Annotated in this window: 18 protein-coding genes; 11 read left to right on the plus strand and 7 right to left on the minus strand. The window is 36.0% G+C overall.

Features of this window, described 5'->3' with window-relative positions:
- Positions 1–11: 11 nt before the first annotated feature.
- From ACY2RT_RS01480 to msrA, 3 genes are read right to left on the minus strand one after another with little or no spacing between them, the layout of a single operon-like run.
- On the minus strand, positions 12–320 hold the full coding sequence (locus ACY2RT_RS01480) for a hypothetical protein (protein WP_490154096.1): 309 nt from the start codon (positions 318–320) through the stop codon (positions 12–14).
- A 52-nt stretch (positions 321–372) separates the two neighbouring features.
- Entirely contained in the window at positions 373–972 is a 600-nt protein-coding gene (gene folE / locus ACY2RT_RS01485; RefSeq protein WP_490154097.1) for a GTP cyclohydrolase I FolE, read from the minus strand.
- A complete protein-coding gene (gene msrA, locus ACY2RT_RS01490) occupies positions 959–1,516 on the minus strand; it encodes a peptide-methionine (S)-S-oxide reductase MsrA (RefSeq protein WP_490154098.1) in 558 nt (185 codons plus the stop codon). Before msrA ends, folE begins: the two co-directional genes overlap by 14 nt.
- A 138-nt stretch (positions 1,517–1,654) precedes the next feature.
- Here msrA and ACY2RT_RS01495 point away from each other — a divergent pair, with 138 nt between their 5' ends.
- The 9 genes from ACY2RT_RS01495 to ACY2RT_RS01535 all read left to right on the plus strand — a co-directional run bounded on the left by ACY2RT_RS01495 (position 1,655) and on the right by ACY2RT_RS01535 (position 12,786).
- Positions 1,655–4,096, plus strand: a complete 2,442-nt coding sequence (locus ACY2RT_RS01495; RefSeq protein ID WP_490154099.1) for a DUF5916 domain-containing protein — start codon at positions 1,655–1,657, stop codon at positions 4,094–4,096.
- A 114-nt stretch (positions 4,097–4,210) separates the two neighbouring features.
- Entirely contained in the window at positions 4,211–6,640 is a 2,430-nt protein-coding gene (locus tag ACY2RT_RS01500) for a DUF5916 domain-containing protein (protein ID WP_490154100.1), read from the plus strand.
- Between the two features lie 59 nt (positions 6,641–6,699).
- Positions 6,700–7,359 (plus strand): ABC transporter ATP-binding protein, encoded by a 660-nt coding sequence (locus tag ACY2RT_RS01505; protein WP_490154101.1) that lies wholly within the window; start codon positions 6,700–6,702, stop codon positions 7,357–7,359.
- A 2-nt stretch (positions 7,360–7,361) separates the two neighbouring features.
- Positions 7,362–8,126, plus strand: coding sequence for a TIGR02757 family protein (locus ACY2RT_RS01510; RefSeq protein WP_490154102.1), 765 nt, complete (start codon positions 7,362–7,364; stop codon positions 8,124–8,126).
- Positions 8,127–8,184: 58 nt separating this feature from the next.
- Positions 8,185–10,107 carry a BatA domain-containing protein gene (locus ACY2RT_RS01515; protein WP_490154103.1) on the plus strand — a complete coding sequence of 641 codons (1,923 nt, stop codon included), beginning with the start codon at positions 8,185–8,187 and terminating at the stop codon, positions 10,105–10,107.
- Positions 10,104–11,360 carry a dihydroorotase gene (locus tag ACY2RT_RS01520; RefSeq protein WP_490154104.1) on the plus strand — a complete coding sequence of 419 codons (1,257 nt, stop codon included), beginning with the start codon at positions 10,104–10,106 and terminating at the stop codon, positions 11,358–11,360. The genes ACY2RT_RS01515 and ACY2RT_RS01520 overlap by 4 nt, the downstream gene beginning before the upstream one ends.
- Positions 11,360–11,671: a hypothetical protein gene (locus ACY2RT_RS01525; protein WP_490154105.1), complete on the plus strand. Its 312-nt coding sequence runs from the start codon at positions 11,360–11,362 to the stop codon at positions 11,669–11,671. The genes ACY2RT_RS01520 and ACY2RT_RS01525 overlap by 1 nt, the downstream gene beginning before the upstream one ends.
- 49 nt (positions 11,672–11,720) lie before the next feature.
- Complete coding sequence (locus ACY2RT_RS01530) at positions 11,721–12,062, plus strand: DUF4870 domain-containing protein (protein WP_490154106.1); 342 nt, start codon at positions 11,721–11,723, stop codon at positions 12,060–12,062.
- A gap of 64 nt (positions 12,063–12,126) precedes the next feature.
- On the plus strand, positions 12,127–12,786 hold the full coding sequence (locus ACY2RT_RS01535) for an alpha/beta hydrolase (protein ID WP_490154107.1): 660 nt from the start codon (positions 12,127–12,129) through the stop codon (positions 12,784–12,786).
- Here the strand turns inward: ACY2RT_RS01535 and ACY2RT_RS01540 are convergent.
- Entirely contained in the window at positions 12,783–13,280 is a 498-nt protein-coding gene (locus ACY2RT_RS01540; protein ID WP_490154108.1) for a hypothetical protein, read from the minus strand. The genes ACY2RT_RS01535 and ACY2RT_RS01540 overlap by 4 nt on opposite strands.
- A 2-nt stretch (positions 13,281–13,282) precedes the next feature.
- Complete coding sequence (locus ACY2RT_RS01545; protein WP_490154109.1) at positions 13,283–14,059, minus strand: MBL fold metallo-hydrolase; 777 nt, start codon at positions 14,057–14,059, stop codon at positions 13,283–13,285.
- A gap of 83 nt (positions 14,060–14,142) precedes the next feature.
- Here ACY2RT_RS01545 and ACY2RT_RS01550 point away from each other — a divergent pair, with 83 nt between their 5' ends.
- Positions 14,143–15,600: a TonB-dependent receptor gene (locus ACY2RT_RS01550; RefSeq protein WP_490154110.1), complete on the plus strand. Its 1,458-nt coding sequence runs from the start codon at positions 14,143–14,145 to the stop codon at positions 15,598–15,600.
- On the opposite strand, the gene bcp is transcribed toward ACY2RT_RS01550, so the two are convergent.
- The gene (gene bcp, locus ACY2RT_RS01555; RefSeq protein WP_490154111.1) at positions 15,593–16,045 is read right to left on the minus strand and encodes a thioredoxin-dependent thiol peroxidase; all 453 of its coding nucleotides are present in this window, start codon (positions 16,043–16,045) and stop codon (positions 15,593–15,595) included. The two genes, ACY2RT_RS01550 and bcp, sit on opposite strands and share 8 nt — an antisense overlap.
- Before the next feature lie 31 nt (positions 16,046–16,076).
- Here bcp and ACY2RT_RS01560 point away from each other — a divergent pair, with 31 nt between their 5' ends.
- Positions 16,077–16,733 carry an endonuclease III domain-containing protein gene (locus ACY2RT_RS01560; RefSeq protein WP_490154112.1) on the plus strand — a complete coding sequence of 219 codons (657 nt, stop codon included), beginning with the start codon at positions 16,077–16,079 and terminating at the stop codon, positions 16,731–16,733.
- A 49-nt stretch (positions 16,734–16,782) separates the two neighbouring features.
- Here ACY2RT_RS01560 and ACY2RT_RS01565 read toward each other — a convergent pair whose 3' ends face one another.
- Positions 16,783–16,935, minus strand: coding sequence for a hypothetical protein (locus ACY2RT_RS01565; RefSeq protein ID WP_490154113.1), 153 nt, complete (start codon positions 16,933–16,935; stop codon positions 16,783–16,785).
- Positions 16,936–16,960: the final 25 nt, after the last annotated feature.

Raw genomic sequence — 16,960 nt, forward strand, 5'->3', positions numbered from 1 at the left:
CGGGCATTTTTTTATTCATTAACTTCAACTTCAATTGTTTGAGGAACAGGTTTTTTTTGTGATGAGAATACATAGGTATATATCCACATTAAAGTAAACGTTGGAATAAAATCAGTGCCAGGCAATAGCTCTTCAATGAAAACTACCACAGAAGCTATTTTCCCTTGTGTCCCTTGATACATTTCACTCATCTTCTTTGCGGCATAGGGTGCCCAAAGTATATCGAGAAAAGGGCCAATAACTGGTATCAGCATTGTTAGCATACCAATAACATCGTAAATGATCCCCTTACGTAATAATTTATATTTAGTGTCTTTCATAATAATTTTCGGTTATAATTCTAAAAAATATAACGCAATAAGCCTGCCAAAATTATGCCAGATCACTACTGATAAGTTTCAGGAATTCATTTCGGGTCTCTATCTTTTCAAACTGTCCCCTGAAACCGGAAGTAGTCGTTACACTGTTCTGCTTCTGGATTCCGCGCATCATCATACACATATGAGAAGCCTCGATCACAACAGCAACACCTCTTGGTTTTAGAGTGTCATTGATACATTCCAGAATATTATGTGTTAGGCGTTCCTGTACCTGTAACCGACGTGAAAAAACATCTACTACACGAGGTATTTTACTTAATCCAACAATATGTTCATCTGGAATGTATGCAATATGTGCTTTACCAAAGAAAGGCAGCATGTGATGCTCACATAATGAATACAATTCAATATCCTTAATGATTACCATATCATGATATCCTTCTGCAAACATAGCACTACGCAATATTTCTGAAGGGTCCTGACAACTTCCCGAAGTTAAGAACTGCATGGCTTTGGCTGCTCGTTCCGGTGTCCTTAAAATTCCTTCGCGGTTTACATCTTCACCTACTCCTTTCAATATATCTGAAAAGTTATTCTTTAGATCCTCTGTAACCTCATGATTGTATTCTTCGAAAAATTTATAAGATCCCATTGGTTTTTTTTAGTTTTTCTGAATAAAATTTCTTCACTTTTTCAACCTTAGGGGTTATAATAAACTGACAGTAAGGTTGCTGCGTATTATCATTATAATAATTCTGATGATCTTCTTCGGCATTATAAAAAACATTCAAAGGAGTCACCTCTGTAATGATCGGATTCTCAAAAACCTGATTGTCCGATAATAACTTTATAAACGTTTCAGCCTTTTGTTTTTGGACATCTGTTCTATAAAAAATCGCACTTCGGTACTGAGTGCCTTTATCATTCCCCTGACGGTTTAGAGTTGTAGGATCATGTGTAGCAAAGAAAACTTCCAGTAATGTATCTGTATTCACTACTATTGGATCAAATGTAATTTCAATGGCTTCAGCATGACCGGTTCTTCCTGTACATATTTCCCGATAAGATGGATTTTTAACAGTCCCCCCGGTATAACCGGATACAACTTTTTCAACTCCGTTAATTTGTTGAAAAACTGCTTCGGTACACCAAAAGCATCCTCCTGCAAAGACAATTTGTTCTAAATTTTTACTCATTCGTTAAACAATATTACAATTTTAATACTTACTTTATAATTATGCTTCTTCTTTTTAACTTTTTGTTAATAGTTGTGCCTAAAAGAGTACGTTAGCTTTGCTATACACCACTTTCAATTCATCAATCAAATTAATCTAATGGGCAACAATTACAACTCAAAACCACACTATTTTCTTTTCTTATTTCTACTCTCATTTTCTGCACTCCATTCACAAGATAAAAAAACTATTGAAGCTGTTAGAATTGATAACACTCCAAAAATAGACGGAATCTTAGACGATGCCATTTGGCAATCATTACCTGCTTACGGAAACTTTTTTATGTACGAACCCGGGAATGAAGGAACCATTCCTGAAACGTACAAAACTGAAGTGAAAATGGCATACGATAATAAAGCGGTATATGTTGCCGCTTATATGTATGATCCTGCTCCCGAAAATATTTTGAGTCAATTCTCGCAACGAGATGAAGTCTTTGTACAGGCAGACCATTTTGCAATAGCACTAAATACCTACAATGATGGCATTAATGAAACACACTTTTTTGTAACCAGTGCAGGAACTATTGGAGATGCGAAGGCGAGTCAAAACAGATTTGATTTTAGTTACAATGTAGTCTTTGAATGTAAAATTTCTAAAGATGAAAAGGGTTGGTATGCCGAATATAAAATCCCTTACAATGCATTGCGCTTCCCTGAAGTAGATGTTCAGGATTGGAGTGTCAATTTTTATAGAAGATTAGTTGCGAAAAATGAAACCCACTCCTGGAACTTCATAGATAATAGTATGGGGCAAGAATCTCAGTACAGTGGTTTAGTGAGCGGGGTTCGGGATATAAACCCCCCGGTGCGCCTGGCGTTCTTTCCCTTTGCTCAGGGAGTAGTTACAAATTTTGACGGTGAGACCGAAACTGATTTTGCTGCCGGGTTAGACGTAAAATATGGATTAAGTGATAGCTTTACCCTTGATGCAACCTTAGTTCCTGATTTTGGCCAGGCTTCTTTCGATGAAGTTACACTCAACCTGGGCCCTTTTGAACAAACTTTTGGGGAAAACAGACAATTCTTTACTGAAGGGACAGATCTCTTTAACAAAGGAAGAATATTCTTTTCCCGAAGAGTTGGTGGAGGGCCTTCCGGAGATGTTGAAGATCTTGCAGATCATGAAATTGTAAGCGAATCACCTGAGAAAGTTAATTTATTGAATGCTTTAAAGATCTCAGGAAGGACAAAAGACAAATTAGGGATTGGTTTTTTTAACGCCATCACCGAAAAGACCTATGCTACTGTTGAAGATACAATTACGTTAAATAGACGAGAGGTTTTAGTAGAACCTCTTAGCAACTATAACATTGTAGTCTTAGACCAACAGTTCAATGACAACTCTTCTATTTCATTGATCAATACAAATGTAACACGAGATGGCCATTTTAGAGATGGAAATGCCTCAGCCTTTGTTTTTGATATTGCAGATAAAGGCAATCATTTTAGAGGCTCCGGACGTGCCATAGTTAGTAATGTAAATTCTGTTGACGGTACTAAAACCGGGTTTCTTTCAGAATTGGATATTTTCAGAATAAAAGGAAAGTTCAGATACCGGATAGGCCACGATTTTGCAAATACTACTTATGATATTAATGACCTGGGCGTAAATTTCACAAACAATTTCAATAATTTTGTAGCCGGAGTATGGTACCAGATCTTTGAACCCACAAAAACATTTAATACTTACAGAATAGAGTTTACCGCCCGTCATCGTCGTCTTTATAAACCGGACGTGCAAACTGCTAACAATTTTAACCTGGATGCGTGGTTTGTTTTAACCGAACGTTTTGCTTTTGGTACCAATATAAGTTATAACACCAAAAATGATGACTATTTTGAACCTCGTGTGGCAGGCAGGCATGTAACATATGGATCTAATGTAGGAGTGAACTCATGGATCTCTTCAGACTATAGAAAAAAATTCGCATACGATATAAATTTTGGCTATAGGGATTACTATGACGGAGACCTTCGGGAAAATTTTTATCTCGAAATTGAACCCCGTTACCGTTTTTCAGATAAGTTCCTACTTATTCTTTCTTCCGAATTCTTTCTGAGAAAAAAAGATTTTGGATATGTAGATGACACAGATGATGCTATTTTCTTTGGCCGGCGAGAAAGAACCAATATCGAAAATACTATTCAGGCCAGTTATAATTTTGACCCCTACAAAGCAATTGATTTGCGTTTCAGGAATTTTTGGAGTACCGCGGATTATAGCGAGGATGCTTTTTTTACGCTTAATGATGATGGGAGCCTACAAGAAGCTGAGTATGATATCTCTGAAGAAGACCCCAATGCAAACTTTAATATTTGGAATCTTGACCTGAGTTTTCGGTGGCGCTTTGCTCCGGGAAGTGAAGCTACCCTACTCTACCGTAACCAGATATTTAATTTTGACGAATTATCTTCCTTGAATTACGGGGACAGTATGAAGAATCTTTTTGACCAACCACAACAAAATACTTTATCACTACGCATAACCTATTTTGTGGACTACAATAATATAAAAAGTGTTTTTAGTAAAAAATCATGATTCTAATTTGTTGATCTTAAATAATATCAAAAACATAGAATCTTGTTTTGTTGATTCATCTGTAACAATTCTATAAAACACAGGTCTTTAACAAAACAACTAAAACTACCATAAATGAAGCATTCCATCATTATTCTTTTACTGTTTGCTTGCAGTTCTGTTCTTGCTCAAGAGAAAAAAACATTAGTTATAAGAAGAGTAGATAATGCCCCTAAGATCGATGGCGTTTTAGATGATGAGGCTTGGGTGAATGCTGATGAAGCCAAGGATTTTACTCAGTTTAGACCGGAAATGGGTGTTAAGGAGTTAGCACATCAAAAAACAATAGTTAAGATGGTCTATAACGACAATGCAATCTTCATATCTGCTTATTTGCATGACAAGCCTGAAGATATTATGAAACAATTTACTAGTCGCGATAATTTTGGTCAGGCCGACTTTTTCTTAGTGGCTATTAACCCTAATAACGACGCACAGAACGATACAGAATTAGTAGTATTTAGTTCCGGAACACAGGCAGATGCTGTTGCTTCCCCCAGCAGCGGTGAAGATTTTGGGTGGAATGCGGTCTGGGATAGTGCCGTTAAAATAGTAGAAGACGGGTGGATCGTTGAAATGAAGATCCCGTATTCTGTTCTTCGTTTTTCAAATAAAGAAGTACAAACCTGGGGAATTCAGTTCCATAGAAGATTTAGAAAAGATAACTCACAATATTCCTGGAACCCAATTGATCGCACTAAAGGAAATATAGGATTATACCATGGAGAGCTTACCGGTATTGAAAATATTAAGCCGCCAACACGTTTAAGCTTTTATCCTTTTGCCTCTTCTGTTGCAAAAAGATTTGATGGAGAAACAACAGATGACTATAGTCTGGGGCTGGATGTAAAGTATGGAATTACTGAAAATTTTACGCTTGACGCAACTTTAATACCAGATTTTAGTCAGGCAGGATTTGACAACATTCGGCTTAATTTAGGGCCGTTTGAACAACAATTCTCAGAACAAAGGCAATTCTTTAAAGAAGGAGTAGATCTTTTTTCTAAAGGTAATTTGTTTTACTCCAGAAGAGTTGGAGGGCGCCCTTCCGGTGAACTTGAAGTCGACGATACACTTGAAGAAATTGTTGATGAACCTAACAAGGTGAAAATGCTCAATGCGGTAAAGGTATCCGGCCGGACCAAAAATGGACTTGGTATAGGGTTCTTTAATGCTATTACAGAAAAAACGTACGCAACTATAGAAAATCTGGAGACCGGAGAAACACGTAAGGAAGTAATAGAACCTTTGGCAAATTATAACATCTTTGTAATAGACCAGCAATTCAATAAAAATTCGTCCATAAGTTTAGTGAATACGAGTGTATTAAGAGATGGTAACTTTAGGGATGCCAATGTTACAGCTGCTGTATTTGATATCACTGATAAAACAAACAAATGGAATGTAGATGGCTCCCTAAAAGTGAGTAGCCTAAATCTTCCTGATGAAACCCAAACAGGATTTAGTTCACAGATCGAGATCGAAAAAGTAAGCGGTAAGTACAGATATGGTATTGAGAATACCATAGCAGATACCAAATACGATATAAACGACCTGGGAATATTATTTAGAAATAATTACAACAATTTTAATGCTTTTGGGTCCTACAGGATCTTCGAGCCTACCGAAAAGTTGAACAATTTCAACATATATGCCTGGGCAGAATACCAAATGCTATATGACCCCAGTACCTATACCGGAAATAATTTAGGTGTTAGCATCTATGCACAAACCAAAAAATTATTGGAATACGGAGGGCATATAAGCTATCAGGCAGGGAAACAACATGATTATTTTGAACCAAGGACCGAGGGGTGGTTTTTTACCTTTAAAAATCCCTTCAACTCAAACGTCTGGTTTTCGACAAATAATGCAAAACAATTTTCCCTATTCGGAAATACCGGCTTCGTAACTTTATTTGATACGGAGCGAGACCTATTTGAATATTGGGTGGGTATAGAGCCTACTATGCGGTTTAACGACAAGTTCTCTCTTGGTTATGACCTTTTCTATCAGGACGGAAAAGGAAGCAGAGGTTATGTGGAAGATATTGATGAAGACATTGTATTTGGGCAACGGGCACAAACAACAATTGTAAATAGTATTTCAGGAAACTTTAGTTTCAATTCATTTCATACATTATCACTGTCATTTAGAAATTACTGGGCTACTGTAACCTATGATAATGGATTATTTACTTTACAAGAAGATGGCACAGTTTCTACGAATGATAATTATACGTTAGCCGATCTGGAAGATGACCCTAATGTAAATTTCAATACATGGAATCTCGATTTTGGATATTCATGGCAGTTTGCTCCCGGGAGTCAATTAACTGCTTTGTATAGAAATTCATTGTTTAATTCGGATACTGCTTCATCAGACACATATTTCGACAGCCTTGAGACCTTATTTAAACAACCTATCGAGCATGTTTTTTCGCTTCGCTTGGTATATTTCATAGATTACAATAGCCTAAAAAGTGTATTTCGTAAAAGCTCTTAAGCAACTTCTGTTGTTTTATCAATTCTAATATATTACTTTCACGTTGAAATTCAATTTGCATGATAGTAGCTAAAAATATTCACAAGCACTACGATGAATTACACGTCTTAAAAGGCGTGGATCTCCAAATCAATAAAGGAGAGATTGTATCTGTTGTAGGGGCCTCCGGGGCTGGAAAGACCACATTACTTCAAATATTGGGTACTTTGGATACTTTTGAAAATGCAATAGGTTCTCTCCAAATAAATGCCACAGATATTTCTACTTTAAATAGACGACAGTTGGCAAAGTTCAGGAATGAAAATCTGGGCTTTATTTTTCAGTTTCACCAACTATTGCCTGAGTTTACTGCTCTGGAAAATGTTTGTATTCCTGCATTCATTAAAAATACATCCAAAGCCGAGGCTGAAAAAAAAGCTAAAAGTCTTTTAAGTTTTTTAGGACTGTCCCATAGAGAAAGCCATAAGCCCAATGAGCTTTCGGGGGGAGAACAACAACGTGTTGCTGTTGCCAGAGCACTTGTCAATGACCCATCTATTATTTTGGCCGATGAGCCCAGCGGAAATCTGGATACCGAAAGTGCTGAAAACCTTCACAGCCTGTTTTTTAAACTTCGGGATGAATTTGGGCAAACCTTTGTTATCGTTACTCATAATAAAGAATTAGCCGCCATGGCAGATCGTAAATTAGTGATGCAAGACGGAAAAATTATTCAATAGGTATGAAACAGCGTGAGCTGAAAGAATTTCTCGATGAAAAGGCTACTTTTTACAATCATCCAAAATTTATAGAAAGTGACCCGATCCAGATCCCACACCGGTTTTCAAAAAAAGAAGACATAGAAATTGCTGCATTTCTGGTGGCAACCATAGCATGGGGAAATAGAAAAAGTATTATTAAAAATGGCGCCAGATTAATGCAAATGCTTGGGAATTCTCCTTATGATTTTGTAATCAATTTTTCTGAAAGAGATAAAAAATACTTTTCCGGTTTTGTACACCGAACCTTTAATGACATCGATCTAGACTATTTTATAAGGTCACTTCAAAATATCTACTTGAATATGGATGGTCTTGAAAATGCATTCTCCACACATGCCAAAAAAGAAACCCTCCAACCGGCAATTCATAGCTTTAAGGAACTCTTTTTTAGCCTTCCGCACCCCGCCAGAACAGAAAAGCACCTAAGCGATCCACTAAAGAATTCTGCTGCCAAGCGAATTAATATGTTCCTGCGGTGGATGGTAAGAAATGATAATGCAGGAGTAGATTTTGGAATATGGAAATCCCTTTCTCCGGCACAACTCTCCTGCCCTCTTGATGTGCATAGTGGCTCTGTTGCAAGGAAACTAAATCTCCTCACACGAAAGCAGAATGACGGAAAAGCACTGCTGGAATTAGATACCTCATTACGAAAATTAGACAAAAATGATCCTGTAAAATATGATTTTGCTTTATTTGGATTAGGTGTCTTTGAAAAATTTTAGGAAAATTTATAAAAAATCATATCCCTACTTTACATATCTTTGAATAATTATTTTTGGAATGCAGTTTAAACACCCTGAATTACTTTACGCACTTTTCTTATTAGTCATTCCAATTATTATTCACCTTTTTCAGTTAAGGAAATTCCAAAAGATCGATTTTACCAATGTTGCTTTTTTAAAGAAAGTGACCATCCAAACACGTAAAAGCTCACAACTAAAAAAATGGCTGACGCTTTTTACACGACTACTTGCTTTTGCTTGTATTATTATTGCTTTTGCACAACCTTTTACTGCTTCAAATTCTGCATTAAATACACAAAAAGAGACCGTGATCTATGTTGATAACTCTTTCAGTATGCAAGCTAAAGGGGCACAGGGTCCTTTATTGCAACGAACACTACAAGACCTATATACAAAAGTAGACGGAGCTGAAAAAATAAGCTGGTTTACCAATGATCTTGACCGAAAGAACACATCGGTACAGGATTTTAAAACTGAAATACTTTCTGTTTCCTATACTCAAAAACAATTAGACCCTTCTGAAGTGCTACTGAAAGCAAATCAATTATTTTCAAAAAATGAGAATAGTGAAAAACGACTGATCTATATTTCAGACTTTCAATTAAAAGGAGCATTCCCGGATGTACAGCAAGAGCTATTGATAGATGCCGTTCAATTAAAACCGGTCAATGCTTCCAATATTTCAATAGACTCAACCTATATCTCCTCAAAATCTGCAGAGATCATTAAGCTGAATGTGGAACTTTCTTCAACAGGAGAAGTGCCGGAAAATATCCCGGTATCTCTTTACAATGGCAATACGCTTATCGCAAAAAGCGGGATAAATTTTTCAGAAAGTAATAAAAATACACTCACGTTTGATATTGAGAACACAAGTGATTTTAGAGGTAGGCTGGAATTGAATGAATCTAACCTCCCTTTTGACAATATCCTCTATTTTAGTATTAATACACCTAATAAAATCAAGGTACTGAGCATCAATGAAGCAAATGCAAATTATTTGCAACGATTATTTGGGCAACCGGAATTTGAATATACCCAACAAGCATTCAACCAACTGAATTACAATGTAATTCCGGAGCAAAACTTTATCATTTTAAATGAATTAAAAACCATTCCGGCATCACTTACCACAGCTCTTAAATCCTTTAGTGACAATGGAGGAAATATATTGGTAATCCCTTCTAAAGACGCAAACCTTTCCGGTTATAATTCATTGCTTACAAATTTCAGGGTTGGAAGTTTTTCAGAAAATATTGAGCAGGAAAAGAAAATCACACAAATTATCTTTGACCATCCATTATACAATGAAGTTTTTGAAAAACAGGTAGTCAATTTTGAATACCCCAAAGTCAATTCATATTTTGGTACGAACTCCAATGCAACACCAGTATTAAATTTTGAAGATGGAAAACCGTTTATTCTACAATCTGAAAACATATATGTGAGTTCTGCCCCCTTCAATACCGAGAACTCTAACTTTCAAAGTTCTCCGCTTATTGTACCAGCATTATACAATATGGCACAACAAAGCCTGCAGCTTCCAAAGTTGTATTATACTATAGGGAAAGCAAATAATTTTTCAGTCCCTGTTCAATTAAAACAGGATGAAATCTTAACATTACGAGATAGTACTATAAATTTTATTCCACTGCAACAAACAAAGGCAAATAAGGTAGATATTGCTACTGTAGATGAACCCGCAAATGCCGGAACCTATCAAATTGAAAAAGAACAACAGTTCATTGAAAACATAAGTTATAATTACAGTCGCAATGAAAGTGTATTACAATATGTAAATCCGGAAGATTGGCAAGGTGTTAAGATACATACCAATGTTGAAGAACTGTTTGATACTATTGCCGAAATAAATTCAATTAACAGCTTTTGGAAATGGTTTGCTATTTTTGCATTATTATTTCTCATACTGGAAATGCTTATCTTAAAATTCTATAAATGAACGTACTACTAAAATCAGCCATTATTGTTGACCCTACAAGTGAGCATCATTTAAAAAAGAGAGATGTGTTTATTGAAAATGGAAATATCTCAAAAATTGCAGCTTCCATTTCAAATTCAAAAAAAGTAAAGGAAATTTCATTAAAAAATTTACACATTTCACAAGGGTGGTTTGATTCCAGTACTTCTTTTGGAGAACCGGGCTTTGAAGAACGTGAAACTATAGATAACGGTTTAAAAACAGCTGCTCATAGTGGTTTTACACACGTAGCGGTTAATGCAAATACATTTCCGGTAATCGATAGCAAAGCGACCATTAAATTCTTAAAATCAAAAGCAGAAGGAAACCCGGTAAACCTCTACCCTGTTGGCGCACTAACTTTAGGAAGCAAAGGAATAGATCTGGCAGAGTTATACGATATGAAAAATGAAGGAGCCATCTCCTTTTATGATTATAAAAAACCTATCGAAAATGCCAACCTGATGAAGATCGCATTACAATATTCTCAAAATTTTGACGGACTGGTACAATCGTTCCCTTTTGAAAAATCTGTTGCCCGTAATGGAATGGTGAATGAAGAGATTAACAGTACCATGTTGGGCCTAAAAGGAATTCCAGCGCTGGCCGAAGAGCTTCAGATTACCCGTGACCTCTATATTCTGGAATACACCGGAGGTAAACTACACATTCCTACAATTTCCACTAAGAAATCGGTTTCGTTGATAAAAGCTGCAAAAAAGAAAGGACTGAATGTGACATGTAGCGTGGCTATTTCCAATTTATTTCTAACAGATGATACCCTGGAAAGTTTTGACAGTAATTATAAACTGATGCCCCCCTTAAGAACTAATGAAGATACCAAAACATTATTAAAAGGTCTTAAAGAAGGTGTTATTGATGGCGTGACAAGCGACCATGACCCTATTGATGTAGAAAACAAAAAGACAGAGTTCGACCATGCCAGTTTTGGCAGTATCGGCCTCGAGAGTTGTTTTGGGGCTCTCAATAAATTGACGGGTGTCGAAACATCTGTGGAAGCATTAACAAGACTAAAAAATGTATTTGGCATTGCTTCAGCTACAGTTGCAGAAGGTACTCCGGCTAACCTTACACTCTTCAATCCAGCCCATGAGTGGATTTTCTCTGATGAAGATATTGTCTCCACTTCAAAGAATGCAGCACTTTTAAACTGTGAGTTGAAAGGAAAAGTCTATGGTATCTATGCTAACAAAAAACTGGTCCTCAATAACTGATGAGTAAAATACCTCCCGGAAAGAACAAAGCCATAATAGCATACATCACCTTTATTGGGATGTTGATCGCTTATTTCATGAATAGAGATGAAAAACATGAATTTGCCACATGGCACATTAAGAATATGTTTGGGTTAGTGATCTTGTTATTTTGTTCACTTGCACTTCAAAATTATGCCGTTGGGTTTTATATTTACTGGATATCGGTGGCTCTATGGGTCTTCTCTTTGCTAATGGCTTTAACAAACAAACGACAAGCAATTCCTTTTTTAAGTGAGAAATTTCAGACGTGGTTTACATTTTTGGATTAGATATGGTATCTTTAAGAAATCTAACTTAATACTAACGTAAATTTTTATTATGACAGAAACTTCTTCAGACAACGGAAAAACAGTAGGTATTATCGCTTATTTGACTCTAATTGGATGGATCGTCGCTTTGGTGATGCATAATGGCAACAAAACCGAATTTGGAGCCTTTCATATTCGACAAATGTTAGGTATACTAATATTAGGGTTTGCTTTATACATTCTTAATATGGTTCTTACAATAACTCTTAACATTGGACTTTTGGCGTGGATTATTCAATTGGCCATATTTGTACTTTGGCTACTTGGGTTTATTGGTGCGGTTCAAGGGCAGAAAAAGTTAATCCCGGTTCTTGGAGCGCAATTTCAGGATTGGTTTAAAGGAATTGGATAAAAATTTATAAAACATTTAATTTGAAAGATGCTGCTTTTTAAGTGGCATCTTTTATTTTTGGGCCATGGAAAAACAGACCCTGCTTTTAGAGCATAATTATAAAGCTCCTGAAAAAAATTCTGAAAAATCACCGGCTATTATTATGCTACACGGATTTGGAAGTGATGAGAACGACTTGTTTTCGTTTGCAGCTGAGTTACCTACCGATTATCATATCATTTCATTAAAAGCCCCCATTCCAATGCAGCCTTATGGAAATGCCTGGTACAATATCTATTTTGATAACACCAACGGGAAATTTAGTGATACAGAACAAGCCATTAACTCTCGTGACCTTATTGCAAACTGTATAGACGAGATAGTATCAAAATACAATGTCAATAAGAACAATATCACTTTATTGGGCTTTAGCCAGGGAACTATTTTGAGTTTTGCAGTAGCACTCAGCTACCCGGAAAAAGTTAAAAATGTAATAGGATTGAGTGGTTATATAAATGGAGACCTGCTAAAAAAAGGTTATGAAACATATAACTTCAACCATTTGAATATTTATTCTTCGCACGGAAGCGTAGATCAAGTGATCCCTGTAGATTGGGCACGCAAAACGAAACCATTTTTGCAAAAGCTAAAAATTGATTGCTCGTATTCTGAATTTCCTGTAGGCCACGGTGTTGCTCCACAGAATTTTTATGAATTTAAAGAATGGCTAATACAACATTCTTAGTACGATGGATATAATAATGAGGCTAATGTATTTAGCTCCATTTTATTCTCATCATTAAATGTGTATTCCAGCACCATTTCGCCCCAATAAGTACCGTCTGTGAAGTCTGCCAGTAACCACTTATGATTTAAAAACTTAACTTTATTTATCCGCATTTCACCTTCCATTCCTTCAAAAGGTACCAAAGGATTTCCTCCTTTTACAATATTCTGCTCGTATATGGCATCGCTTACTAATGCTTCAACTGCTGCTGCTTCATACCCCGAACTTTCCAAATAGACCATCGCATTTTCGTTGCCCTGTAAAGTAAAATAATCAAGTTCTGCCACTCTTTCTGAAAGTGTGTTGATAGAGTCTTTGAATTTTGTAACTTTTCCGGTAAGTGAATTAATCTTCTTCTCTTGCGATTCGAAAATAGTTTTCTCATTCATGTATTGAAATAGAATATACAGAAGAGCGAAAAAGAACAGGTACATAAATATTTTATTCTTCATAATTACAGCGTTATTTTAAGTGTGTCATACGCTAAAAATACATTTTTAGGCAATTGCTTAGACACTTCGTCGTGAAAGCCCAACAAATGGCTTATATGCGTTAAATAGGCTTTTTGAGGGTTTACTTTCTTAATAAAAGCCAATGCTTCAGATAAACTAAAATGTGAATGATGCGGTTGTTCGCGTAGTGCATTTACTACCAGAACTTTTGTGTTCCTTATTTTTTCAATCTCTTCTTCAGCCATTGTTTTTACATCGGTCAAATATGTAAAACCATCTATACTAAACCCCAAAATAGCTAATGTATTGTGAAAGGCTTCAACTGGGATCACTTTCTTTCCTCCAATAGTAAATGAAGTTTCCTTATCTATTTTAACTTCAGTAATAGTAGGAGCCCCAGGATATTTATTTTCAGTTTCAAAAATATAGGCGAAGCGTTGGTGTAATGACCTGAATACTCTCTCATGTGCATAAAACGGAATATCTCCATGCTTAAAATAAAATGGGCGGATATCATCAATGCCGGCCGTGTGGTCACTATGTTCATGTGTGAGCAATACGCCATTTAAACTTGTACAATGCTCTCGTAACATTTGCTGGCGAAAATCCGGGCCTATATCAATTACATAATTAAATTCATCCCAACTCAACAAAACAGAAACCCGTAAGCGTTTATCCTTTATATTATCACTTTTACAAACCGGATGCTCGCTTCCAATTACCGGTATTCCCTGCGAAGTTCCTGTACCTAAAAAAGTAATAGTGAGTGGTGATTTCATTGTCACAAAAATAGTAGTATTTTTTTTGTTTGCCTATTGTATTTGTTACCTTTGTTATCAAAGATATCTAATAGAAAATTGCTATGCCGGAACACATTTTAGGAGATAAAGATTTTGAAAATATCCCTTCCATAAGAAGTAAGGCCCTTCGAATTAATCTTAACGAAAATATCTACGGAACTTTTGCTGAAATTGGTGCCGGGCAAGAGACCGTACGTAATTTTTTTAGGGCTGGTGGCGCTTCCGGAACTATTGCAAAAACAATGTCTGCTTACGATAAAGATTTTAGCGATGCTATTTACGGGGAAGAAGAGGATGGCCGTTATGTTACGGAGTCTCGCCTTAAAAAAATGCTTTCGCATGAAATGGAATTAATAGAAAAGCGTATTAATAGGGAAAAACACCCCAATAAGTTATTTTTTGCCTATGCCAATACAGTAACTACTATAGATTTTGCTAAAAAATACAAAGGCCACGGCTGGATAGGAATTCGGTACCAGGTAGCTCCGGACGAAGATTATAACGAAATTATACTGCACATTCGTTTTCATGAAAATGATGCGGTTACACAGCAGATCACACTTGGAATATTAGGTGTAAACTTAATATATGGCGCTTATTACAAATACGACGCCCCTAAAAAACTACTTCGCTATTTGTACGATCATATTGATAAGGACAAAATTGAAATTGATACTATTAATTTTTCCGGACCACAGTTTGAAAAGGTTGATAATAGGTTAATGAGTTTACAACTTATTAAAAATGGAATGACTGATGCCGTTATGTTTGGACCGGATGGAAATAATATCCTTGCAGCTCGTATCCTTTACAAGAAAAACATTTTAGCTCTCCGGGGAAGTTTTCGCCCCGTAACCAAAGTAAATATTGACATGTATGAGAAGTCATACGAAATGTTCTTAAACGAAAATAAGGTAGAAAAAGAGCGTACTGAAGTTATTTTTGAGATCACACTCTCTAACCTTCGTGCAGAAGGCGAAATAGATGAAAAAGACTTTATGAACCGGGCCAGGTTACTTTGTTCTCTGGGACACACTGTAATGATCTCCAATTTTCAGGAATATTATAAACTGGTTGAGTATTTCTCTCGCTATACCAAAATGCGCTTAGGACTTGCGATGGGTGTCAACAACTTAATTGACATTTTTGATGAAAAATACTATCGCCATCTAAGTGGTGGAATTCTGGAGGCTTTCGGAAAACTATTCTTTAAAGACTTAAAAGTGTATCTATACCCAATGAAAAACATTGGAAGCGAGGGTTATACCGATAGTGAAAACCTTAAGGTACATCCTCGTATGAAAGAATTGTATAAATTCTTTAAATACAACGGAAAAGTTGTAGATATTAAAGACTATAACCCGGAAACACTGAATATTTTCTCTCGCGAAGTACTCACTATGATAGAAAAAGGAGAAAACGGTTGGGAAGAAATGGTTCCTGCCGGAGTTTCAGAAATAATAAAAGAAAAACGTTTATTCAGCTATACTTCTAAAGAAGCCAAACAAGCATCTAATTAAGAATTTGTGCCGCGTGTTCTTTGCTTTTTACTTTGTCGATAACACGAGTAACTATACCTTCTTCATTTATAACAAAAGTTATACGGTGAATTCCATCAAAGGTCCTGCCCATAAATTTTTTAGGCCCCCAAACACCAAAGACATTGATAACTTCTTTATTAATATCTGCTAAAAGAGGATACGGAAATTTGAACTTTTCTCTAAAATTATTCTGTTTTCTTTGTGTATCCTTACTCACCCCAAGTATTTCATACCCCTCATCTTGCAATTCCTTATAATTATCTCTAAGATTACAGGCCTCTACAGTACAAGTAGGAGTATTTGCTGCCGGATAGAAAAAAACAATTAATTTCTTTCCAGAATAGTCTGACAGTGATATTGTATTCCCGTTTTGGTCTGTTGCTGTAAAATCTGGAACCTTATCTCCTGCTTTTAATGTTTTCATTTAGCTTATTTTTGCGTAAAAGTAAATAAAAATGACCAAGCAGGAAAAGGTAAATTTTGTTATTACAACATTAAACCAATTATATCCGGAAGTTCCGGTTCCATTAGAACATAAAGACCCCTATACCTTACTGATTGCAGTACTCTTATCGGCACAAAGTACAGACGTACGTGTAAATCAAATCACACCCCTATTATTTAAGATAGCAGATAATCCCTATGATATGGTAAAGTTATCTGTAGAAGAGATCAAAGAAATTATAAAACCTGTCGGGTTATCTCCTATGAAATCAAAGGGAATTCATGGTCTTTCTAAAATTTTAATCGAAAAATACGATGGAAAAGTTCCGGCCAATCTTGAAGCTCTCGAGTCATTCCCTGCTGTCGGTCATAAAACAGCAAGTGTCGTGATATCACAAGCTTTCAATATTCCTGCATTTCCGGTGGATACACATATTCACAGGTTAATGTACCGTTGGGGTCTTTCTAACGGTAAGAATGTGGTTCAGACTGAGAGAGATGCAAAAAGATTATTTCCAGAAGATTTATGGAATAAATTACATCTACAGATAATTTGGTATGGAAGGCAATATTCACAAGCTCGCGGGTGGGATCTGGAAAAAGATATCATCACAAAAAAAATTGGACGGAAATCTGTTCTTAATGAATATTACAAAAAGAAAAAATGAATTTTTTGATAAAAAAACCCCGAAAATATTTTCGGGGTTTTTCCAAAGTTTAGTTTAGAAGTGCTTCAAACTTCAATTTATTATAATCTATAACACTTAAAGCCTTCGAATAATCCAGAAGAAATCTAATTGTTTCCTCTTTTGGAAGCATTTCTTTATTCACGCGCTCCAGACGTGAGGTTTCAGAGTACATTTTTTGCATAGAACGTAATTTTGAGGTTAATGTT

The sequence above is a fragment of the Ulvibacter sp. 2210JD10-4 genome (assembly GCF_058148525.1).